The sequence below is a fragment of the Paraburkholderia sediminicola genome (assembly GCF_046027825.1).
In the GTDB taxonomy this organism is placed as follows: domain Bacteria; phylum Pseudomonadota; class Gammaproteobacteria; order Burkholderiales; family Burkholderiaceae; genus Paraburkholderia; species Paraburkholderia sediminicola_D.
Genome location: NZ_JAQQDU010000039.1, coordinates 56,227 through 76,820, shown reverse-complemented (window position 1 = coordinate 76,820; position 20,594 = coordinate 56,227). Strand labels below are relative to the sequence as shown.

The following is a 20,594-nucleotide window of genomic DNA, read 5'->3' as shown; positions in this document are numbered from 1 at the left end:
CGGGCCGTACTGTTCAATGAGACTTGTGTCTGTCACGATGCGATGCCTTTTCTTTAGAACTGGTCTTCACTCAGCGCCAACATGCCTTCGTTGTTCTTCGCGCTGACGATGGATGCCTCAAGCGCGACGGCTTGGGGCAGGACGTGATCGGCAAAGAAGTGAGCGGTTGTGATCTTCGAGTCGTAGAACGACTCATCCTCGGCGTGCTTCTCAGCAGCCACCAACAGGGCACGTGCAAACTGCCAGCCGACCAGGACGATGCCAGCCAGCTTCAGGTACGGCACACCGCCGGCAAATACCGCATTCGGGTCGCTTTTGGCGTTGGCGAGCATGAATTCCACGACGTTCGCGAGAGCCTGGCGGCCGGCCGTGAGCCGCTTGTGCAGCGACCGGAACGCAGGGTTGGACGAGAACGATGTGCAGCCTTCCAGTTCTCCCAGCGTCCGATCAATCTGGGCGAGGATTGCCTTCGCCACCGCGCCGCCGTCGCGCAAGGTTTTGCGCCCGATCAGATCGTTCGCCTGAATCGCCGTGGTGCCTTCGTAGATCGTCAGGATGCGGGCGTCGCGATAGTACTGTGCAGCGCCCGTCTCTTCGATGAAGCCCATACCGCCATGAACCTGCACGCCCAGACTCGCCACTTCGATCGAGATTTCCGTGCTCCAGCCCTTCACAATCGGCACGAGATATTCGTAGATGGCCTGGTGTTCCGCCTGCACGGCTGCGTCCGCGTGGCGATGCGCGATGTCGCTATGCGTGGCTGCGACGTAGGCGAGCGCACGCGCGCCCTCGGTTAGCGCGCGCATGGTCAACAGCATGCGACGCACGTCCGGGTGCTGAATGATCGCCACGGACTGCTTCGCGGAGCCATCCACCGGCCGGCTTTGCACGCGATCCTTCGCATATGCAACGGCCTTCTGGTACGCGCGGTCAGCAACGGCGATACCCTGTACACCCACGCCGAAGCGGGCCGCATTCATCATGATGAACATGTACTCGAGGCCGCGATTCTCCTCGCCGATCAGTTGGCAGATTGCGCCACCATGATCGCCGAACTGCAAAACCGCGGTCGGGCTCGCCTTGATGCCGAGTTTGTGTTCGATCGACACGCAATGCACGTCATTGCGCTCGCCCAGCGAACCGTCTTCGTTGACGAGAAACTTCGGTACGGCAAAGAGTGAGATGCCCTTGACGCCCTCGGGCGCATTGGGCGTACGAGCCAGCACGAGATGGACGATGTTTTTCGCCATGTCATGTTCGCCCCACGTGATAAAGATCTTGGTGCCGAACACGCGATACGTTCCGTCGCCTTGGGGCTCGGCCCGCGTGCGTACCAAGGCCAGATCCGAGCCGGCTTGGGGTTCGGTCAGATTCATCGTTCCGGTCCACTCACCGGAGATCAGCTTCGGCACGTAGGCTTGCTTCTGCGCTTCAGTGCCGGCTGTCAGGAGCGCCTCGATCGCGCCGTCGGTCAACAGCGGACACAGGGCCAGCGACAGGTTGGCGGCGTTCAGCATCTCAATGCAGGGTGTCGCCAGCAGTTTAGGCAAGCCCTGGCCGCCGTATTCGACGGGATGCACGACACCTTGCCAGCCGCCTTCGCCGAACTGGCGGAAGGCTTCCTTGAAGCCCGGCGTGGCGACAACCTCGCCGTCGCGCCAGGTACTCGGATTCTTGTCGCCTTCGAAATTCAACGGCGCAATCACGTCCGCGTTGAACTTTGCCGCTTCGTCGAGCACGGCTTGCGCTGTGTCGGCGGTGGCGTCCTCGAAGCCCGGGAGCGCCGACACGCGATCGAGATGGGCAAGTTCATTGATGACAAACAGCATGTCCTTGACGGGCGCCGTATAGCTCATGGTGGATTTCCAGAAATGCAATCGAAGTGGGGACGCGGGCAGGGCAGACTTGATGGCCCGGCGCGGTAACAGTGTCCCGATCGTAGTCCCGATTGGACGGGAATCGATTACCTAAATCGGTCCATCTATTGACATATTCGGCCACGACTTGCGAAGCAGGCGGGTCACCGATACGCGTTTACCCCATTGCGCGGGTCGGCGGATCCGGTTGTCGTTCGATGTTCCCAGGAGGCGGGTAGGGGCGCGCTCAGGGTTGCCGGCGGTACTCACCAGGCGTGCTGCCAGTCCAGTGGCGGAAGGCCCGATGAAAGGCAGTGGGGTCGTCAAAGCCGACATCGCCCGCGATCGCGGCGATTGCGTCGTTGGTACCGGTGAGTCGTTGAATCGCGATATCACGCCGCAGTTCGTCCTTCAGCGTCTGGAATGCGGTTTCCTCTGCGGCGAGGCGCCGGCACAACGTGCGGACCGAGCAGTGAAAACTCCGCGCGGCGTCTTCAACGGTCGGCACATCCGGCAAACAGGAGGCGAGGTACTGGCGGATGCGGTGGCTCGTGAGCTGCTCGCTGAAGGAAACAAAAATCCAGTCCTCGGGCGCCCGGGCGAGAAATTTGCGCAAATTCGTCTTGCGCTGGCGGATGGGCATGTCGAAATACGCGGCGCTGAAGCGCATCAGCGTTTGCTGGCAGTCGAAATGGACTGGTCCGGGGAACAGGTACAGATGATCCACCGTGTGCGGGGGGCAGGGAAACGCGAACTCGACTTGCAGCAGGGGAATCTTCTGGCCGATCAGCCACGATGCCACACCGTGTGCGAGCTTTAACATGAGTTGCTGCCCAAGCATGCTGACGCTTGACGATGCATCGGGGTGGAGGGCCGCGCACGCGATCAGGCCGTCCCTGCGCGATTCGAACCTGAAGTCATCGAGGACGATGTGAAAGAACTGCCCAAACCGATGCATGGCAGTTTCCAGATTGGGCGCATCGAGCAGGCTCAGACAGAGAAACTTCAGTGTGCCGCTGCGCATCGGACGGGCGAAAATGCCCGGCATTTCATCGTCGAATTCAATGGCGAGCGCACGGTATAGCGTAGAAAACTGTTCCTCTGTGACTCGCGCGCCCGGTTCAGTCAGGAGCGCAGGAGAGATGCTGGCCTCGTCCAGGTATTTGGCGACCAGACCCGGGTGCGCACCCGCAGCGGCAAGGAAGCCGTTGACGAGTGAGATCGGGACAGTGGCGCTGGGTGAATGCATGGGCGTTGACGAAGTTCGTTGATGTCGGTTCACCACGATCGTTCGTCATTGTACGGCACCGTTCAGACCAGGTAACAGGGGTACCTGTCTCTACAGGTCAAAGTCAGCGAGGGGCGGGAGGGTAGAGGGGGTATGCCAGTCCATCCAGTCGAAGTGCCCGGAACTTTCAGCCCAGGCCCAAGTTGGTTTTGGCGTGCGTGTGGCCGGCGTTTCAGCTTGCTGTGCGTTTCTTTCGTGCTCGGTTTTTGCAACAGGGTGGATACCGGTCGCACTGGAGTTTGCCTTGATTTCGTCTGAATCTAGATCAGATGTAAATGATTTGGAATCCATAATTATAGGGGGATTAAGTGATTGAATGAGTTCGATGGAACGTCGGCGCCAGTGCCACGCCGCAAAGCGTGAAAGTAATACTGCCGCTGCCCGGCGAGGGGTTTCAGGTGATCGCGAGAATCCACGGAATCGTTCTGATTCCGTGGGGAAAATACGCACTCTCCCGAATGGAGGCTACTGGTCGAACGTCCTCTGAATCGTGATCTGATTCTTGACCGATGTCACACCTGGGACCGTTTTCGCTACTGCCGCGGCTGTGTCGATCTGGGACGCTGCCGGCACTGTTCCGTAAAGCGTTACCGCGCCGCCTTTCGCTTTCACGCTGATGTTGGCAGCGTTGATGCTCTTTTCTTTGGCAATAGTCGCGCGAACCTGCTTGGCTAGTTCGCGATTCGCTCGTTTGGCGGCTTTGGCATCGACTCCAGCCGACGCCGGTTTGGCCGATCCGATTGAAGCAGCGGGTGTCTGGTCAGACTGAGCCCACGCGCCGATAGACGCCAGCGCGAATATTCCGCTAGCAGCCAATTTGAGTGCAGTTGCTTTTTTCATCCATTTATCTCCAGTTTTATTGGTTAGGTGTGACCCGGCTTTACCGTGGCGGAATCCGCAGCCGTTGCGTCGAATGCCGTCGCGATATCGTTCCAGTCCTCGTCGCGTAAATAGCGCCGCGCGGCCGGCAGTACCACGCCTTCTTCGCGGCCCAGATACTCCCAGGTGAATTGCGCGTAAACGCTTAGAGCCTGTTCAAGTCGGTCAACTGGGACACCCGGTTGCGGGTCACGCTCAACGAGTTTGGTGAGTCCAGTGAGTTCGTCGAGGAGTTGTTCGTCGCGCTGATGCTGGCACTCGAGTTCATCAAGTTCGGCATCCGCAATGGAAGTGCGCTCACGCAGTCGCGAGAAAAACCGGGCATTCTGCTTGAGACGATGACGGCCTATCTGCAGATCGCGCAGGCGGCTGACCGCCTCACGTATCGATATCGACTCGGGCTGTTGGCCGGCGGCTCGCGCAGTGCGAAGCATGCCCAGCAGCGCGTGGAGGGTGTCGGCGATGGCGCGGTGTTTGTCGAGGAGTACGCCGATCGCACGCGAGGCCGCCGGTCGACGGTCGGCTGCGCATATCAGGACTGGCAGCTCGCCCGCACCAGCGCCATCGGACGGCGCAAACACGACGTCGCCCGCTTGTCCCAGCCGTTGGCCCGGGGCGACGCAAATCAGATCGCAGCCAGACTTAACCGCCGCCTCGACGATGCCGTCAAACGACGTGTCCTCGCTCGCAGCGATGGACGAATACGGCACGCCCTGCGCGCGCGCCGCCGCCTCGGCCCGCGCCAGCAGTTCCAATGCGCGCTCCCTGACGTTGTATGCGCGGTTGCATGCGCGCGAGGCGTCACCGGTCGTACCCTGTACGTGCCAGTCCTGGTGATGGTGCGTGGCGGCATGTTGGTACAGTATGGGCATGAAGGTGACGCGCGCGCCCATTGACTGGGCAAACGCGACTGCGTGACCAACTGCTTCAATGCATGAACCAATGTCGCCCACCGGGACGAGAAAGTGTCGATACATGGTATCCCTTGTGCCGCATTCGACGTTTGCAGATCCTGCTGAGCCGTTTCGAACTCACCAACTTGCTTCGCGTCGGAGGTCTGTTGGAAGGCATCTTAGTCCGAGGTCGATTCGCTCACCCCTCCCACGGAGGGAGGGGCTTCAGGCATTCGGGTGGTACGCTTGAATCCTCCCCCTAATCCGCTCCCTGCGGCAGCCCGCAATGGCCGTCAGGAGCCTCGACAGGCCCCGCAAGATGGCATCAACGCCTACAGGCGCCGGTAGTGTAGCCACCGAGCTCGTCCTGAAGACCATCGCGCCGCGCGCGCCGGCCCATCTGCTGGTTCGTGACCGGTTGGCGGCGCACGCGTTGCACTTCGGCGATCGATCAATCGCTCTCGTGCAGGCGCCGGCTGGCTACGGCAAAACTTCTCTGCTTGCCCAATGGCGGCGGGAATACCTCGCGCGTGGTGCCGCGGTCGCCTTCCTTTCAGTGGATGAGCGGGATGATCCTCAGCGGCTCATCCAGGGGCTTGTCCATGCAATGCGGGCCGGCTGCGGCCGTCCCGCCTTCGGACGCCTGCTGCTTGACGGCGCGATCGGATCGGTCGGCGGACTGGATGGCGTGACAGCCTGGCTGGCGGAAGTCGCGCAGTTTTCGGGTGATGTTCTGTTGATCGTCGACGAGGGCGAACGTCTCCCCGATGCCGGTCTGACCGCGCTGATTTATGTCTTGCATAATGCCCCGCAGAATCTTCGCGTGGTCGTCGCTGCGCGCCGCAGAATCGATACCGCAGTGGCCGATCTGATCGCCTACGGGCAATGCATTCTGGTCGATCCCGAGATGCTGCGCTTTCGTCTCGAAGAGACGATCGGACTGGTCGCCAACCGGTTCGGGTCGCGTTTCGACACCGACGCGTGCGCGAGGCTGTTCGAGCTGACGGATGGCTGGCCGCTTGGGTTGCAGCTTGCGATGGCGGCCATGGCGCGCGCCCCGGATCCCCGGACGGTCGTGGAGACCATGGCGGCCAATCGAGGCGGACTGGGTGAACACCTCGTCGGGACTTTGATCGCGGACCTGTCGTCGGAAGACACTGATTTCCTCACCTGCACCAGCTTATTGGATTCGATGCACCCGGAGCTTTGTCAGGCGTTGACCGGCGACCCGCAGGCACCTGAGCGGCTCGCACGTCTCGTGCGCGAGACGCCCGTGTTCATTACCGCTGAAGACGGCGCGTGGTGCTGGCTTCATACGCTTGTGCGCGACGTCCTGCAAGGCCGCCTCGCTCAGGTGCCCGCCGCCGAACGGGCTGCGCTGCATGGTCGGGCCGCTGCCTGGCTGAACGGCCACGGCATGATCGAACAGGCAGCAAGGCATGCTCACGCCGCGGGTCAGCACCAGCTTGCCTACGACCTGGCGGAGCGTTGCCTGCATGATGCGGTCAAGGAGGGGCGCCTGAGTGCGGTTCTCGAATGGCTCGATCTGCTGCCTGCGGATGAACTCGAGCGGCGTCCGCGTTTGTTGCTGGCGGCGGCGTGGGCATTGGCGCTGGGTGAGCGGCATGAGGAGGCGGAACTTCAGGTGCAGCGCGTGCTTGCCAGTCCCGATGCCGATTCTCAACTGCGCTATGAATGCACGCTCATCCTGGGCGCTGCTACCTATTACGCTGACGAGATCGACCGGTTCGTGGATATGTTCGCACCTTGGGCCGAGTTTGCTCCCGACGGCGATTCCTGGCGCGCCCAGGTTCACGCCAACCGTCTCGCGTTACGCGCGATTCTTCAGAGTCAGCCCGCGCAGGCGCGTCGGTTCCAGATGGCGGCAAAGCGTTCCAAAGTCGGCAAAGGGATCGGCTACGTGGTGCGCTGGGGCGATTACATTGTTGGCTTCAGCTACGTGTGGGAAGGACAACTCGTGCTTGCCGAGGAGGTGCTCCGTCCGGCACTGGCAAGCGCGGAAGTGGACCTTGGCCGCCGCCATCCGCTCTCATGCATGTTTGCCGCGACATGCGCCGCGCTGAGCTATGAAGCCGATCGTATCGACGAGGCCGCCGCGTTGCTGGCTAATCGGCTGGACATTCTGGAGCGAGGCGGTACGCCAGACACCGTGTTGTTTGCCTACCGTACCGCGGCGCGCATTGCAGCGGCCAAAGGCAGCGAACACCGGGCCCTCGATCTCCTCGAGGCCATGTACGCGATGGGCGTGAGCCGGCGCCTGCCGCGCCTGTGTATTGCCAGCATGGCTGAACAGGTGCGTATTCATGCGGGCCGATATCGCGCGCAAATGTGCGACGCACTGGTGCGGCGTATCGACGACATGGTGACCGAGGAGGCGCCGAAGAAGGGGCCGTTGTGGGGGCAGTCGGTCGGGCTGCTAGTCGGGTTGGCGCATGCGGGCGCTGCCATTGCGGCGCGCCGCTGGCCGCAGGCTCTTGACGACCTCGCCAAGGCAGGCGTTGCCGCTGAGGCGATGAAGCTGGGTCGATATCAGATCGAGATCATGGCGCTGCGCGCATTCGCGCTGGATCAGTCCGGCGCAAATGGGCTCGCACTGCTTCGCGAGGCGATGAATCTCGCGCAGACGTTCCGTTTGACTCGTACGCTGGCCGACGCGCATCCCGCGCTCGCGGACTGGGCACGGCGAGTCAGCGAAGAGCAGCCTGAACCAGACGGCGTCACCCGCGCGATTGCGGCAGTGCGCATCGCCGTGCCGCCACTGGGCCGTCAGGCTGCCGCGCCGCGGGCTGTCCCGAGCGTTGTCCTAACGCCCAAAGAGCGCGAAGTCCTGGAACTGCTGGCGCGCAATATGTCGAACAAGGAGATCGCGGTCGCGGCCGCAGTGGGAGAGGGCACCGTGAAGTGGCACCTCAAGAATCTCTTTGGAAAGCTCGACGCCAGTTCGCGAAAGCATGCGGTTCGAAGAGCGCTGGTGCTGGGTTTGCTCGAAGGCGCCTGAGTTGGCGCTGGGCGGCGCGCTGTTCACCAGGATCCGCCGCCCCTCCCGCTTTGGGAGGGGCCCATATGGCCTGCTTTCCGTATTCTCATCTGCACGACGCGCCACGATGACGCGAATTCAGCGCAGGAGAGATGTTCCGTACAAGAGAACACACCCTCCGACACCCTGATTGTTCCTGGGCTGGCCGCTGTCGAAACAAAACTATCAGGAGACAAAATGCAGGTGAAACTGATCGGAGCGGCCGCGCTTCTCGCATTCGCGAGCGCGGCTCACGCGCAATCTTCGGTGACGCTTTACGGGACCATCGATTCGGGCTTCTTGTACCAGAGTAGTTCGGCAGCGTCGTTTAACCCAAAGGCGCCCAATACGGGAGCGGTGTACCGCCTCAAGGATGGCGGCATCTATTCGAGCCTGTGGGGCATCAAGGGCAGCGAAGATATCGGCGGCGGCTATGACGTCAATTTCAGGCTCCAGGGTTCGTTCGACAGTACCACCGGCAAGTCCGGCCTCAGCGATACATCAGGCGTCGCGGCTCAGTTCAATCAGTTTTCGACCATCGGCGTATCAGGACCGATCGGCACGTTCAACGCGGGTCGGCAGATCGTCCCGATGATCTATGCCATGGCCGAGACGGACGTACGGTCCTCCCAATACTTCGGCAGTATCCTGACCGCGTGGCTCGGGATGAACCAGTCCGCCGGTTGGCAGGGCACCAGCACCAACGCGCCAATCGGCGCACTGTACGACAGCAACGCGCTGGTTTACCAGTCGCCCTCTTTCGGCGGCGCTTCGATCGGATTGGAATACGCGCCCGGCGGCGTGGCGGGCCAGGTTCAGGGGGGAACGCGCGAGTCCGCCGTGCTCAAGTACTCGAACTACGGTCTGAGTCTGTCTGCTGTGTACTACAACGGACATGATACGAATCCGGCGCCTAATGCGCCATTGACCGGACTCGACAACAACCGGTTTGTTTATCTCGGCGCGCTTTATACGCTTCACGGTTTCTCGGTGTCGGCGTCGTACAGCAACGGCAAGAATCCTGCGCATAGCAATCAGGTCAATATCGATCTCTATTCCGCGGGATTGGGCTATCGCTTCTCTCCGACGTTTCAGGTGACGTCAGGTCTCTACTACCTGAAAGACAACAATAACTCGGCAAATCGCTCGACGGAAATTGCGCTCGGCGCCGAATACAAGCTCTCCGTCAGAACCATGGTTTACGCGCAGGTCGGTCACGTCAATAACAAGGGGACCATGAATCAGACGATCGTCTACGGTCAGCCGGTGGCGCCTGGCGTGACGACGACGGCGGCCATGATCGGCCTGCGCCACAGCTTCTGAGCCGACTGTGTGCACGATCAGGAATGCCATGAAATACAGGGCAACCTGATCGCCAGGCCGATGTCCGCGGATGAGGTCGCGGCGTTATCTGTGAGCATGCCGTTTGCGTATCGCAATCGGCGCCGCCGCCCGAATTTCGTGACTCCCGGAGTCGAGCGGCAGGCCGCGCGTGAAGGCGCCGGCGAATGGATCCAGCGCTGAAAAACTATGTCATGCGCACTTTCACATAGCGCCCGGGTGCCGGTTCGATCGGCTTATGGCGGGCGCTACCCGGCTTCGTGCGCGCCTTGACCGACTCCCCAGCGTACGGCTTCAGCCACTCGATCCAGTGGGTCCACCAGCTACCCGGCCTCGTTTCGGATGACGCCAGCCACGCATCCGGATCGCCGGTCGAATCACCGCTGACCCTGAAGCTTCGCTTGTTCTTCGACGCAGGATTGACGACCCCAGCGATGTGGCCGCTCGCGCCGAGAACGAACTGAGCCGGGCCGCCAACCAGTTGTGTGGACCGATAAGCCGATCGCCACGGCACGATGTGATCTTCCTCGGTGGCCAGCACGTAGGTCGGAGTGTCGATGCGTCCCAGGTCGACGGGCGTGCCGCACATCGTCAAGCGCCCCGGTTTGCACAGGTTGTTCTCCAGGTACATGTTGCGCAAATACGAGGTGTACATGGGCCCCGGCAGATTCGTGCTGTCGGCGTTCCAGTACAGCAGGTCGAATGCCGGCGGCGACTTGCCCTTCAGGTAGTTGTCGATGACGTACGGCCAGATCAGATCGTTTGCTCGCAATGTCTGGAACGTGAACCCAAGCTCCTTGCCGGAGTAGATGCCGCCTCGACCGATTGCACCCTCACGCTGAGCGACGCCCGCTTCGTCAATGAGGACGCCCAGCTCGCCTGGTTCTTCGAAATCCAGCATCGTGGTGAGCAAGGTGATGCTAGCCACGCTGTCTTCGCCACGGGCTCGGGCGATCGCCGTGGCCGACGACAGAATGGTGCCGCCCACGCACCAGCCCACCGCGTTGACCTGATCGGCGCGGGTGATCGCCAGCGCAACGTTGATGGCCGTCAACGCACCCTGTTCGATGTAGTCGTCCCAAGTCGTATGCGCCATCGCGGCGTCCGGATTGCGCCACGACACCATGAACACCGTCATCCCCTGTTCGCAGGCAAAGCGCACAAAGGAATTTTCAGGCTGCAGATCGAGAATGTAATACTTGTTGATGCAAGGCGGCACGATCACCAATGGGCGTTTGGCTACCTTGTCGGTGAGCGGAGCATACTGGATCAACTGGAATAGATCGTTTTCGAACACGACAGCGCCCAGGGACGCCGCCACGTTGTGTCCGACCTCGTAAGCGGTCTCGTCCGTGATGGAGATGGTGCCGCGCTGCAGATCGCCAAGCAGGTTCGTGAAGCCCCCACGCAAGCTGTCGCCGCTGGATTCGAACGCGAGCTTGAGCGCCTCGGGATTGGTCGCGGCGAAATTGGCTGGGCTTAGCGAGTCGATGAATTGCCGCGTGAAGAATTCGACCTTCTGTTTGTCCTTATCGCTCAGAACTACCGCGTCGACGACATCTTCAAGCAACCGCGCATTGAGCAGGTAGTTCTGCTTGAGCAGGCTGTACCAGGCATTCTTGCGCCAGTCTTCGGCAAGAAAGCGTCGATCGCCGCGCTTCGGGGCAATCACGGGCTCCGTTTCCGCGCCCATTGTGCTGGCCAACGTGCGGGTCCAGACCGACGCCAATTGCGGCCAGTACGCCGAGTGCGCCTCGAGCAGCGCCACTGGAGCGGCCAGTGCTTCCGGGGGCTCCGCCGTAGTGTGCGTGCTGTCCGGAGAATCGTCATTCGCATCCAGACCGGCCATGGCGCGCCAGAACTGCTGCCCGGACTTGAAGAACCCCTGTACATATTCAGTCGGTACGTTGAATGACATGGTCACAGCGCCTCGATGGGTTGACTCACACTTGCAGCCGGTTCGGCGCTGATCACGCGTTCAGCCAGGCGCCGCGCAAGGGACGTGGTCATGACGACTGCTTCGCCGTCGATCACCACTTTTCCTCCAACCGTACAGACGGTCGACATCACGACGCGGCTCTTCTCCGGCTGCAGTTCTTTGACTGCGACCGTTGCATGCACCGTATCGCCAGGCCGCACCGGTGCCTTGAAACGCAGGTTCTGTCCGAGGTACACGGTGCCGGGGCCCGGAAGGCGCCCGGCGAGGGCCGCGGAAATCACACTTGCGCTCAGTATTCCATGCGCAATGCGCCCTTTGAATGCGGTGGTCCGCGCGAATTCCTCGTTGATGTGAACGGCATTATTGTCGCCCGATGCGGCCGCGAAGAGCAGGATGTCCGCCTCCGTAATGGTTTTCGCAAAGGTGGCGCTCATGCCGGCTTCCAGGTCTTCAAAGTCGTAACCGCCAATTTCGTTCATCGTTTTCTCAACTCGTTAGTACTGAAACTGAATGAATGGACTGACCCTGTCTATTTCCGAACGCCTCGAAAGCCGGGCGTGTCGACACGCGATCGAAGTGGACAATTTGATTGATGACAAACAGCACGTCCGTGATAGGCGCCGTATAGCTCGTGAGGGAATTCCAGAAAGCGATCGACGAAGGGACGCGGGTTGGGCAAAGTTGATCGCCCGGGTGCGCTAGCCGTTGAGCCGATCGTAGTCCCGATTGGACCCGAATCGACTATCTAAAGCGGACCATCTATTGACAAAGTTGGCCACGACTTGCGAAGCAGGTGGAGCGCCGATGCGTGTTCACCTCATTGCGCGGGGCAACGGGTCCGGTTGCCGATCGACAGTCCGGCGACGGGTGGCGTCGTGCTCAATGTTGTCGACGGTTCTCACCGTGCGGTGTTATTCAAAAAGGTAGGAATCCGATTGATACGGATGCAAAAGCGTTTCGCTTCGGACCGGGATCGGGTGGCCAATCTATTCAGGCCCGCTGCGCTCATGCTGCGAGCAACGACGTGCTCATCATCAGTGTTTGGCTCCTTGGTGGGAACACGTTCCACGAGCCGTCGCCATGCCGGAAGAAGGTAATCGCCAACGAACGTTCAGAGCGGCCTCCGCCAACGCGTATATAGCGGCTTCGATTCGAAGATGTACGACTGAACTCGATCACTTGCACGGTCCCCGCGCCGCAGTGCCCAAGCCATTTGTCGATCAACCTCCGCAAAGAACTCTCACCGTTTCGCATGACGCTCTCCCTGAAAAGTAACACCGGGCGCCTGCCTAGCGCCAAGGCGATCAGGAACGCCGCATGCCCGAAATCATCGAGACGGTTGTGTCCAATGATTTTTTCCGCGTCTGGCGGTGGGCGGCGTGTCCAGGCCTTTCCCTGATTGCATGGGTGAAGTCTAGGGCGTGCTGTTCCTTGTCGCCCCCCTCCTCATGGGAGGGCAGCGACCGTCGGAGTGCGCGACGTCGACCCGTTGCGCCCACGCTGCTTTTACTTTCGCTTCATTGCACTTCAATGCGCTCAGCGTTGGCGACCGGCGCATGCAGCGTGTGATCTCAAAAATGAAATCCGCATTTCATTTTTGAGCTTGGCATCGCACCGTCCATAAATAATTGTTCTTTTAAATCAGTGATCTAGATGCGGGGTGTAGCCATGGCCCACTCCTTGCAGGTAGCTGTCCAGAGAGCGGCGTATTGCTGCAGTCAGCTTTTTCAATCGGGAAATCCAGCGATGACTAATGACGGACAAAACGGAACGGCGACGCGATACGTCGAGTCTCCGGAAGACGGGGGTAGGATGGAAGCCAATCTGGCGACAGACGATCGTCCCGAAAGCGTGGCAAACCATGGCCGGACCAACTGGGCCTGGGCAAACGGGCGATCAGGCTACGACTGGATGGATTCGCACTACCTCGTCACTGACGTCGCCTGAATCTGCGTCCTCGACTGTTTCGCTTCTACAGACAATGAATAATCCTCTGATCAGATCCCTGCTGATAGCCAATCGCTCGGAAATCTCCATTCGCGTCATGCGTGCCGCCGCGGAGATGAACATCCGCACGATCGCCATCTATTCGAAAGAGGATCGCCTCGCGCTGCATCGCTTCAAGGCGGACGAGAGCTATCTGGTCGGTGAAGGCAAAAAGCCGCTCGCCGCCTATCTCGACATCGACGACATCCTGCGTATCGCGAGGCAGGCAAAGGTTGACGCGATCCACCCGGGTTATGGCTTTCTCTCCGAGAATCCCGACTTCGCGCAGGCGGTCATCGATGCCGGAATCCGCTGGATCGGTCCGTCGCCCGAGGTGATGCGCATGCTTGGCAACAAAGTGGCGGCCCGCAACGCGGCTGTCGCGGCCGGTGTGCCGGTGATGCCGGCAACCCCGCCATTGCCCAACGACCTGCAGGAATGCAAGCGCCTCGCAGCCGGAATCGGCTACCCGCTGATGCTCAAGGCGAGTTGGGGCGGGGGCGGCAGAGGGATGCGGGTTCTGGAAAGCGAGGGCGATCTCGAATCCGCGCTCGTCGCAGCCCGGCGCGAAGCACTGGCAGCGTTCGGGAACGACGAAGTGTATGTGGAGAAGCTGGTGCGCAATGCACGCCACATCGAGGTGCAGATCCTCGGCGATAGGCATGGCGATCTCGTGCATCTCCATGAGCGCGATTGCACGGTGCAGCGGCGCAATCAGAAAGTGGTGGAGCGCGCCCCCGCACCGTACCTCGATGAGGCCGGCCGCGCGCTGCTCTGCGATTCGGCGCTGCGGTTGATGCGCGCGGTCGGGTACACCCATGCAGGCACGGTCGAGTTCCTGATGGATGCCGACTCCGGCCAGTTCTACTTTATCGAGGTGAACCCGCGCATCCAGGTCGAGCATACGGTCACCGAGATGATCACCGGGGTCGATATCGTCAAGGCGCAGATCCGTATCACGGAAGGCGGCAGGATCGGCATGATCGAAGACACGCTCGACGAGAGCGGTGTCGTCAGCGTGCGCGCGGCGGGTGTGCCGGCGCAACCGGACATTCCGCTCAACGGCCACGCGCTGCAATGCCGGATCACGACCGAGGATCCCGAGAATGGCTTCTTGCCGGATTACGGCAGGCTCACCGCTTACCGCAGCGCGGCGGGATTCGGCGTTCGCCTCGACGCCGGCACCGCCTATGGCGGCGCGGTGATTACGCCGTATTACGACTCACTGCTGGTGAAGGTGACCACGTGGGCGCCGACCGCTGCCGAGTCGATCCGACGGATGGACCGCGCGCTGCGTGAGTTCCGGATTCGCGGTATCGCGTCGAACCTGCAATTCCTCGAAAACGTCGTCAATCATCCCGCCTTCGGGCGAGGCGATGTCACGACGCGCTTCATCGACCTGACGCCGGAACTGCTCGCATTCACGAAGCGACGGGATCGCGCGACGAAGCTGTTGAGCTATCTGGGCGACGTGAGCGTGAACGGGCATCCTGAGATGAGTGGCCGCACACTGCCCGGGTTGCCGTTGGGCAAGCCGGTGGTGCCGGCCGTCGACACCGCAGCCGCGCTGCCCAAGGGCACGCGCGATCTCCTGCGCGAACTCGGTCCGGAAAAGTTCGCAAGCTGGATGCTGGACCAGAAGCAGGTTCTGCTGACCGATACGACGATGCGCGACGCGCACCAGTCGTTATTCGCGACGCGCATGCGCACGGCCGATATGTTGCCGATCGCGCCGTTCTACGCCCGCGAGCTCCCGCAGCTCTTTTCGATGGAATGCTGGGGCGGCGCGACCTTCGATGTGGCACTGCGCTTTCTCAAGGAGGATCCGTGGCAACGCCTCGCGCTGTTACGCGAGCGGGTGCCCAACATCCTGTTCCAGATGCTGCTGCGCGGCTCGAACGCAGTGGGCTATACGAACTATGCGGATAACGTCGTACGGTTCTTCGTCCAGCAGGCCGCAAGCGGCGGCGTCGATCTGTTCCGCGTCTTCGATTCCCTAAACTGGGTGCGCAACATTCGCGTGGCAATCGATGCGGTGCGCGAAAGCGGTGCGCTTTGCGAAGGGGCGATCTGCTACACAGGCGATCTCTTCGACGGCGCCCGCTCGAAGTACAACCTGAACTATTACGTGGGTATCGCGCGCGAGCTTCAACAGGCTGGCGTGAACATCCTGGGTATCAAGGACATGGCGGGTATCTGCCGCCCACAGGCCGCCGCGGCGCTCGTGAAAGCGCTCAAGGAAGAAACCGGCTTGCCCGTACATTTCCATACGCACGACACCAGCGGCATTTCGGCGGCTTCAGCGCTTGCCGCGATCAATGCCGGCTGCGATGCAGTGGACGGCGCGCTCGACGCGATGAGCGGCCTGACGTCGCAACCGAACCTGTCGAGCATCGCCGCGGCGCTTGCGGGCAGCGAGCGCGATCCAGGGCTGAGTCTCGAGCGCTTGCATGAAGCGTCGATGTACTGGGAAGGCGTGCGCCGCTACTACGCGCCGTTCGAATCGGAAATCCGCGCCGGCACCGCCGATGTCTATCGCCACGAGATGCCCGGCGGCCAATACACGAACCTGCGCGAGCAGGCGCGCTCGCTCGGTATCGAACATCGCTGGACTGAGGTGTCGCGCGCCTACGCCGAGGTCAACCGGATGTTCGGCGACATCGTGAAGGTGACGCCGACCTCCAAGGTGGTCGGTGACATGGCGTTGATGATGGTGGCCAACGACCTCAGCGCCGCCGACGTGTGCGATCCCGCCAAGGAAGTCGCGTTTCCCGAGTCCGTTGTCTCTCTGTTCAAGGGGGAGCTCGGCTTCCCGCCCGACGGCTTTCCGGTGGAACTGTCACGCAAGGTGCTGAGGGGCGAGCCGCCTGTACCTTACCGGCCTGGCGACGCGCTTGCGGCGGTCGATCTGGAAGCAGCGCGTACGCAGGGCAAGGCTGACTGCGAACACGAACTGGACGACCAGCAGTTGGCTTCCTACCTCATGTACCCGAAACAGACAGGCGACTACTTCACGCACCTGCGCGCTTATAGCGATACCTCGGTGGTGCCGACGCCGGCATTCCTCTATGGATTGCAGCCGCAGGAGGAAGTGGCGATCGATATTGCGCCGGGCAAAACCTTGCTCGTCGCGTTGCAAGGCAAGAATGTCGATACCGAGTCCGGGATGATCAAGGTTCAGTTCGAGTTGAATGGACAGTCGCGCACGGCCTTGATCGAGCAACGCACTACCGCACACGCGGGACCGGCACGTCATAGCCGCCCGGTAGCCGATCCCTCGAATCCGCTGCATATCGCAGCACCTATGCCGGGTTCGATCGTGACCGTTGCGGTGCAGCCGGGGCAACGGGTCGCAGCCGGTACGACGCTGCTTGCATTGGAAGCGATGAAAATGGAAACCCACATTGCGGCGGAGCGCGACTGCGAGATTGCCGCCGTGCATGTCCAGGCGGGTGACCGTGTGGCCGCGAAGGATCTGCTGATCGAGTTGAAGAGCGAGGGCTGATCGGGGAGGCGCGACAAGTGCGCGCCGCATTCATGCGGTGTGCACTTGAAAAAACGCCTGGCTGCAGTCTTGCCGCTAACACAACGTGAGTTGTGTTAGCGGCAGGCTCAGGGGGCCATTGTCAGATGCGGCGTCAGGCCCTCTTCACGTACGCGCTGCACCACCCCTTCGCCGAGACCTGCTTACCGGCGAAAATTGCGCATGGACCTGATGCACCGCCTGGCTTGCCCTGATAGAGCTGACAGGTGGCGCACGCCTGGCCCGGCTGATACTTCGCATATTTAGCCTTGTCGACGTGTGTCGCGTCCGCCTTATAGCCAAGCGACTGTGCGGTCGGATCGCTTTCGGAAACCATCGGCGTCTCGGCCGACGCCTTGCCTGACAGCGCAACGGATGAGGCCAGCGAAGCGGCCAGTATCATGAAGTGACGACGTGATGATTGCATGTAGGCTCCTTTCTTTTATAGGGTGGGGGGCGGGCCTTCGACGTGCCAGCCGATGCAGAACTTCGTATCGCCGTGCAGTAACAGTTCTACGCACTGCGAATTGGCGATCCCGGCACCGGCGCCCGATGGGGAAACCTGCCCACTGTCGGAGAGGGTGACACTGACAGTGCGATTCAAGGCTGCGGCCGACGGCGCGTTCTCGCTATTTCAGTGGCGAGAAAAAGGAGGGATTATCGCGACGACCGGTTCTCTATTCCAACGCGGAATACAGAACGAATTGATCGGTTGTATAGAACGATGCTCAGACTGCGCCGCCGTTGGGTGAAATGATCTGGCCGACCAGATAGTGATTGTCTGACGCAAGGTAGACGGCAAGCGAGGCGTATTCTTCCATCTTGCCGAACCGGCCCAGCGGGATCAGTTGCATGAGCCTGTTCTTTTGCTCCTCGGTGGAGCGGGCGAAGTACTTTTCGAAATCAGGCGTCTGGATGCCGCCCGGCGCGATCGCATTCACGTAGATGTTCCCGCCGGCCACTTCTGCCGCCACCGTCCGCGTGAATGTAATCACTGCCCCCTTCGTCGCGGAATAGTGCGGACTATGGGCACTGATGGTCGACATCCCGGCAATCGACGCAATGTTGATGATCTTCCCGCTGCCTTGCGGCTCCATGATCCGCAATGCTTCGCGCGTGCAGTAGAACACGCCGTGAACGTTGACGCCCCAGTAGCGATGCCATTGTTCGTCTGACATCGAGCTGGTAAAGCCCAGCGCCTGTCTGGGCACGGGCGTTGTCATGTAGTCCCAGTGCCTGTTGCGCCGCGCGTCGTCCTCGGGACCGATCGGCCCGATTCCCGCGTTGTTGACCAGCACGTCCAGTCGACCAAAGCGCGCCGCGATGCTCGCGAAGAGTTGCGCCACCTGAGCGCTGGAGGAAACGTCGCATACCTGAGCGATGCATTCGTGTGGCCCCGCAGCAGTCACCTCTTCACGCGCTGCGTTCAGGTTTTCCTCGTTGACGTCGCAAATAATGACCTGGGCGCCGGCACGGGTGTAAGCCAGTGCGATGCTCTTTCCGAGGCCTCGGGCAGCGCCTGTCACGAGGGCGATCTTGTTATCCAGTGTCATACGACTGCTCCTTTCAGGTTGCGATCGAACTCAAGCCGGCCGGGGGAGAACGGATGATCCGACCCATGCGCCAGAAGACTACCGGCGTCGTCGCCTGAAGGCTCCCCCCAGCAACGGGGGGCCGGGTATTCAGGAGTACCGTCCCGAGAGCAGACCGATAAGCTTCTCGACAACATCCGTTGATTCTGGAGAGGGAAATGAATTCGGTAGAGGACACATCGCTGCGAGGAAAAGTCGCTGTCATCACAGGCGCAGGTCGCGGTATCGGCCGCGCTATCGCGCTTGCCTATGCGAAAGCGGGAGCAGCTGTCGTGTGCAGCGCACGCTCAGGCGGGGAGATCGATGAAACTGTCGCGTTGATTGCCGCGCAGGGCGGTCGAGCGATCGCGATTGCCTCAGACGTAGTGAACTACGAATCGGTCGAGGCGCTGTTTTCGGGAGCAGTTCAGGCGTTCGACGGCGTGGACATCGTGCTCGCCAATGCGGGTGTGGGCAACGTGACCGGGACGGTTGAACACTCTGACCCGAAACTCTGGAAAGAGGTGATCGACGTGAACCTCGTTGGCGCGTTCAATACCGCACGCGCGGCGATCCCGCATTTGCGCCGGAGCGGGGCGGGCAAGCTGATCCTGATGGGCTCGGGGCTGCGGCAGCGTCCCAATGCCAATCTGTCCGCCTATGGCTGCTCAAAGGCGGGAATGTGGCTGCTTACACAAACCCTCGCGCTGGAGCTTCTCGACGCCAACATCAGTGTCAATGAGCTGATCCCTGGGCCCGTGCGTACCGCGATGACCGACTTTGGCGGCAAGTGTCAGTTCAATGCAGAGTGGCTCAAGGAGCCGGAGGACGTCGTGCCACTCGCCATGTTCCTTGCCAGCCAGCCGGATGGCGGCCCATCCGCACAAAGCTTCAGTCTGATGCGCCGCGCCTGAGGGCTTCGGCTCGCGCTAAACGCACGCCAGAACGCAGAAGCGTCATAACCGACAGGAGCAGAATCGCAATGGGATTGAATCTGGCCGAAACCGCGAGCGCCAATCTGGCTGGCGCGTCACCACGCTCACGGGCTTATCCGTGGGCGGTATTTGCGCTTGTACTTGGCCTGCTTCTTTCTGACTATATGTCGCGGCAGGTACTGAGCGCCGTGTTTCCTCAACTGAAGGCCGCGTGGACCCTGACGGATGCCCAACTGGGCAGCTTGAGCGGCGTGGTGGCGCTGATGGTCGGGTTACTGACCATGCCATTGTCGTTGCTGGCGGATCGCAGGGGCCGTGCGCGTAGCATCGCGCTGATGGCGGTGGTATGGAGTATCGCCACATTGTGCTGCGGGTTCGCAGCGAACTACGGCCAGATGCTGGCTGCACGCTTCTTTGTCGGCGTCGGCGAGGCGGCCTACGGCAGCGTCGGGCTGGCCGTCATCATGAGCGTCTTTCCACCCAAGGTGCGCGCGACACTGGCGGGCGCTTTCACATCGGCCGGGATCTTCGGCGCGGTGCTCGGCACGGCGCTCGGCGGCTCCGTTGCGACCCACTATGGCTGGCGCGCGGCGTTCTCGGTGATGGCCGTCGTCGGGCTGGTTGTGACCGCTGTATTTAGCCTGACCGTCACGGAGCGCAGGTTGGCACGTCACGTTCACCCGGGTGTTGCCGTGCGCACAGGCGTGGGCCTTTCGGTTTGGGACACGCTTCGCTGTGTTTTCGGCTCGCGTGCCCTGATTTGCGCTTACGTTGGCGGTGGCCTTCAGTCCTTCGCGCTCTATTCCCTGCTGGCCTGGATGCCGAGCTATCTCAACCGTTACTACGGGATGGCGCCGGGCAAGGCGGCTATGTCCGCGGCAGGGATGTTCGTCCTGAGCGGTATCGGAATGACGCTCTGCGGGGGGCTGACTGACTGGATGGGCCGTGGCGCTCCAGCCCGCAAGGTCTCATTTGGCATCGGCTTTTGCCTGTTGTCGTGTGGGGTGCTCTCCGTCGCGTTCCGCCTGCCTGCAGGCCATGCGCAAATCATCCTTATCGCGGTCGGCGCGCTGGTGGCAGCCGGTCCGTGGGGGCCTGCAGGCGCGTCAGTCGCCAACCTCGCGAATCCCGTTGTTCACGCTACTGCTCTCGCAATCCTTGCCTTGGCATACAACCTGATCGGCGCGGCGCCGGGTCCATTCATCACGGGCGTGCTGGCGGACAAGATGGGCTTGCTCGGCGCGCTTCAACTGGCGCAACTGGTGTCCATTCCGGCAGCCATTGCGTTTGCGCTTTGCCGGCGGACCTATCTGCGCGACCTGCCGGATGCCGCGCATTAGGGTGAC

The 20,594-nt window shown here is 61.5% G+C and carries 14 protein-coding genes; 6 read left to right on the top strand and 8 right to left on the bottom strand.

What is annotated here, in order from left to right; all coding sequences use genetic code 11:
• Nucleotides 1-53: 53 nt before the first annotated feature.
• The 4 genes from PQQ96_RS21655 to PQQ96_RS21640 form a co-directional block, all read right to left on the bottom strand.
• A complete protein-coding gene (locus tag PQQ96_RS21655; RefSeq protein WP_408296302.1) occupies nucleotides 54-1,856 on the bottom strand; it encodes an acyl-CoA dehydrogenase in 1,803 nt (600 codons plus the stop codon).
• A gap of 247 nt (nucleotides 1,857-2,103) precedes the next feature.
• The gene (locus tag PQQ96_RS21650; protein WP_408296299.1) at nucleotides 2,104-3,105 is read right to left on the bottom strand and encodes an AraC family transcriptional regulator; all 1,002 of its coding nucleotides are present in this window, start codon (nucleotides 3,103-3,105) and stop codon (nucleotides 2,104-2,106) included.
• Between the two features lie 504 nt (nucleotides 3,106-3,609).
• Nucleotides 3,610-3,984 (bottom strand): BON domain-containing protein, encoded by a 375-nt coding sequence (locus PQQ96_RS21645; RefSeq protein WP_408296296.1) that lies wholly within the window; start codon nucleotides 3,982-3,984, stop codon nucleotides 3,610-3,612.
• 23 nt (nucleotides 3,985-4,007) lie between these two features.
• Nucleotides 4,008-5,000, bottom strand: coding sequence for a hemerythrin domain-containing protein (locus PQQ96_RS21640; RefSeq protein ID WP_408296293.1), 993 nt, complete (start codon nucleotides 4,998-5,000; stop codon nucleotides 4,008-4,010).
• A 235-nt stretch (nucleotides 5,001-5,235) separates the two neighbouring features.
• Between PQQ96_RS21640 and PQQ96_RS21635 the strand changes: the two genes are divergently transcribed.
• The 3 genes from PQQ96_RS21635 (at nucleotide 5,236) to PQQ96_RS21625 (ending at nucleotide 9,477) form a co-directional block, all read left to right on the top strand.
• On the top strand, nucleotides 5,236-7,935 hold the full coding sequence (locus PQQ96_RS21635; RefSeq protein ID WP_408296290.1) for a winged helix-turn-helix domain-containing protein: 2,700 nt from the start codon (nucleotides 5,236-5,238) through the stop codon (nucleotides 7,933-7,935).
• 216 nt (nucleotides 7,936-8,151) lie between these two features.
• Nucleotides 8,152-9,276 (top strand): porin, encoded by a 1,125-nt coding sequence (locus PQQ96_RS21630; RefSeq protein ID WP_408296287.1) that lies wholly within the window; start codon nucleotides 8,152-8,154, stop codon nucleotides 9,274-9,276.
• Nucleotides 9,277-9,285: 9 nt separating this feature from the next.
• A complete protein-coding gene (locus PQQ96_RS21625; protein WP_408296284.1) occupies nucleotides 9,286-9,477 on the top strand; it encodes a hypothetical protein in 192 nt (63 codons plus the stop codon).
• A 4-nt stretch (nucleotides 9,478-9,481) separates the two neighbouring features.
• Here the strand turns inward: PQQ96_RS21625 and PQQ96_RS21620 are convergent, their stop codons facing one another.
• Together PQQ96_RS21620 and PQQ96_RS21615 are read right to left on the bottom strand one after the other, a co-directional pair.
• Nucleotides 9,482-11,212 carry a PHA/PHB synthase family protein gene (locus PQQ96_RS21620; protein ID WP_408296282.1) on the bottom strand — a complete coding sequence of 577 codons (1,731 nt, stop codon included), beginning with the start codon at nucleotides 11,210-11,212 and terminating at the stop codon, nucleotides 9,482-9,484.
• Between the two features lie 2 nt (nucleotides 11,213-11,214).
• On the bottom strand, nucleotides 11,215-11,712 hold the full coding sequence (locus tag PQQ96_RS21615) for a MaoC family dehydratase (protein ID WP_408296279.1): 498 nt from the start codon (nucleotides 11,710-11,712) through the stop codon (nucleotides 11,215-11,217).
• A gap of 1,502 nt (nucleotides 11,713-13,214) precedes the next feature.
• On the opposite strand from PQQ96_RS21615, the gene PQQ96_RS21605 reads away from it, so the two are divergent.
• Nucleotides 13,215-16,724 carry a pyruvate carboxylase gene (locus PQQ96_RS21605; protein WP_408296276.1) on the top strand — a complete coding sequence of 1,170 codons (3,510 nt, stop codon included), beginning with the start codon at nucleotides 13,215-13,217 and terminating at the stop codon, nucleotides 16,722-16,724.
• Between the two features lie 133 nt (nucleotides 16,725-16,857).
• On the opposite strand, the gene PQQ96_RS21600 is transcribed toward PQQ96_RS21605, so the two are convergent.
• Both PQQ96_RS21600 and PQQ96_RS21595 read right to left on the bottom strand, forming a co-directional pair.
• The gene (locus PQQ96_RS21600; protein ID WP_408296274.1) at nucleotides 16,858-17,169 is read right to left on the bottom strand and encodes a high-potential iron-sulfur protein; all 312 of its coding nucleotides are present in this window, start codon (nucleotides 17,167-17,169) and stop codon (nucleotides 16,858-16,860) included.
• A gap of 301 nt (nucleotides 17,170-17,470) precedes the next feature.
• Nucleotides 17,471-18,295 carry an SDR family NAD(P)-dependent oxidoreductase gene (locus PQQ96_RS21595; RefSeq protein ID WP_408296271.1) on the bottom strand — a complete coding sequence of 275 codons (825 nt, stop codon included), beginning with the start codon at nucleotides 18,293-18,295 and terminating at the stop codon, nucleotides 17,471-17,473.
• Between the two features lie 197 nt (nucleotides 18,296-18,492).
• On the opposite strand from PQQ96_RS21595, the gene PQQ96_RS21590 reads away from it, so the two are divergent.
• Both PQQ96_RS21590 and PQQ96_RS21585 read left to right on the top strand, forming a co-directional pair.
• Nucleotides 18,493-19,227: an SDR family NAD(P)-dependent oxidoreductase gene (locus PQQ96_RS21590; RefSeq protein ID WP_408296268.1), complete on the top strand. Its 735-nt coding sequence runs from the start codon at nucleotides 18,493-18,495 to the stop codon at nucleotides 19,225-19,227.
• Nucleotides 19,228-19,295: 68 nt separating this feature from the next.
• A complete protein-coding gene (locus tag PQQ96_RS21585; RefSeq protein ID WP_408296265.1) occupies nucleotides 19,296-20,588 on the top strand; it encodes an MFS transporter in 1,293 nt (430 codons plus the stop codon).
• Nucleotides 20,589-20,594: the final 6 nt, after the last annotated feature.

Coding starts and splice junctions, on each gene's coding strand:
- PQQ96_RS21655 (WP_408296302.1), bottom strand. CDS start 1,856: ATGAGCTATACGGCGCCCGTCAAGGACATGCTGTTTGTCATCAATGAA.
- PQQ96_RS21650 (WP_408296299.1), bottom strand. CDS start 3,105: ATGCATTCACCCAGCGCCACTGTCCCGATCTCACTCGTCAACGGCTTC.
- PQQ96_RS21645 (WP_408296296.1), bottom strand. CDS start 3,984: ATGAAAAAAGCAACTGCACTCAAATTGGCTGCTAGCGGAATATTCGCG.
- PQQ96_RS21640 (WP_408296293.1), bottom strand. CDS start 5,000: ATGTATCGACACTTTCTCGTCCCGGTGGGCGACATTGGTTCATGCATT.
- PQQ96_RS21635 (WP_408296290.1), top strand. CDS start 5,236: ATGGCATCAACGCCTACAGGCGCCGGTAGTGTAGCCACCGAGCTCGTC.
- PQQ96_RS21630 (WP_408296287.1), top strand. CDS start 8,152: ATGCAGGTGAAACTGATCGGAGCGGCCGCGCTTCTCGCATTCGCGAGC.
- PQQ96_RS21620 (WP_408296282.1), bottom strand. CDS start 11,212: ATGTCATTCAACGTACCGACTGAATATGTACAGGGGTTCTTCAAGTCC.
- PQQ96_RS21615 (WP_408296279.1), bottom strand. CDS start 11,712: ATGAACGAAATTGGCGGTTACGACTTTGAAGACCTGGAAGCCGGCATG.
- PQQ96_RS21605 (WP_408296276.1), top strand. CDS start 13,215: ATGAATAATCCTCTGATCAGATCCCTGCTGATAGCCAATCGCTCGGAA.
- PQQ96_RS21600 (WP_408296274.1), bottom strand. CDS start 17,169: ATGCAATCATCACGTCGTCACTTCATGATACTGGCCGCTTCGCTGGCC.
- PQQ96_RS21595 (WP_408296271.1), bottom strand. CDS start 18,295: ATGACACTGGATAACAAGATCGCCCTCGTGACAGGCGCTGCCCGAGGC.
- PQQ96_RS21590 (WP_408296268.1), top strand. CDS start 18,493: ATGAATTCGGTAGAGGACACATCGCTGCGAGGAAAAGTCGCTGTCATC.
- PQQ96_RS21585 (WP_408296265.1), top strand. CDS start 19,296: ATGGGATTGAATCTGGCCGAAACCGCGAGCGCCAATCTGGCTGGCGCG.